The organism is Duganella radicis, assembly GCF_009720825.1.
Lineage (GTDB): Bacteria > Pseudomonadota > Gammaproteobacteria > Burkholderiales > Burkholderiaceae_D > Rugamonas > Rugamonas radicis.
The window spans coordinates 1-1,270 of record NZ_WNKY01000115.1 but is presented as its reverse complement, the minus strand read 5'-3'; the positions used below and the strand labels follow the sequence as shown (position 1 = coordinate 1,270).

2 tRNA genes and 2 rRNA genes are annotated in these 1,270 nt (G+C 49.9%); all 4 read right to left on the bottom strand.

Annotated features, from left to right (window positions below):
* Positions 1–763 (bottom strand): 23S ribosomal RNA (locus GM676_RS31290); the annotation flags it as partial.
* Between the two features lie 164 nt (positions 764–927).
* Positions 928–1,003 (bottom strand) — tRNA-Ala (locus GM676_RS31285).
* A 7-nt stretch (positions 1,004–1,010) separates the two neighbouring features.
* Positions 1,011–1,087 (bottom strand) — tRNA-Ile (locus GM676_RS31280).
* 74 nt (positions 1,088–1,161) lie between these two features.
* Positions 1,162–1,270, bottom strand: a 16S ribosomal RNA gene (locus GM676_RS31275); the annotation flags it as partial.

Here is a 1,270-nt window from a genome sequence, read left to right as displayed (position 1 = left end):
ACAGCTCATCCCCTAATTTTTCAACATTAGTGGGTTCGGACCTCCAGTGCGTGTTACCGCACCTTCATCCTGGCCATGAGTAGATCACTTGGTTTCGGGTCTACACCCAGCGACTATCGCCCTGTTCGGACTCGATTTCTCTACGGCTTCCCTATTCGGTTAACCTTGCCACTGAATGTAAGTCGCTGACCCATTATACAAAAGGTACGCAGTCACCCCACAAGGAGGCTCCTACTGTTTGTATGCACACGGTTTCAGGATCTATTTCACTCCCCTCCCGGGGTTCTTTTCGCCTTTCCCTCACGGTACTGGTTCACTATCGGTCGATTACGAGTATTTAGCCTTGGAGGATGGTCCCCCCATATTCAGACAGGATTTCTCGTGTCCCGCCCTACTTGTCGTACGCTTAGTACCACCGCTTGAATTTCGTGTACGGGGCTATCACCCGCTATGGCTGCCATTTCCAGAGCATTCCACTATCCAAACGACTATCACGTACAGGCTCTTCCCATTTCGCTCGCCACTACTTTGGGAATCTCGGTTGATTTCTTTTCCTGCAGCTACTTAGATGTTTCAGTTCGCCGCGTTCGCTTCACACACCTATGTATTCAGTGAGTGATGACCCTAAGGGCCGGGTTTCCCCATTCGGAAATCTGCGGATCAAAGCTTGTTTGCTAGCTCCCCGCAGCTTATCGCAAGCTACTACGTCCTTCATCGCCTGTAATCGCCAAGGCATCCGCCATGTGCACTTATTCACTTGTCCCTATAACCTTGACGGCTATAGTTCAAGCATTTACTACTATGTGATGATGAGTTTTACTACCCTAAGTGTGTAATTTCTTACACGCTTAATAAAACTTTACTTCTTCCAGATTGTTAAAGAACGGAACAACATTTACGAATAAGCCTGCTCATTCGTAAAGGCAGTGGTGGAGGATGACGGGATCGAACCGACGACCCCCTGCTTGCAAAGCAGGTGCTCTCCCAGCTGAGCTAATCCCCCAATGTCTTGGTGGGTCTGGTTGGGCTCGAACCAACGACCCCCGCGTTATCAACACGGTGCTCTAACCAGCTGAGCTACAGACCCTATGCTGTTCTCTATCTCGTTACAGTCGATAAGTGTGAGCGCTTGAAGTGTTCCGAAGAACCTGCAAACTCTAGAAAGGAGGTGATCCAGCCGCACCTTCCGATACGGCTACCTTGTTACGACTTCACCCCAGTCACGAATCCTACCGTGGTAAGCGCCCTCCTTGCGGTTAAGCTACCTACT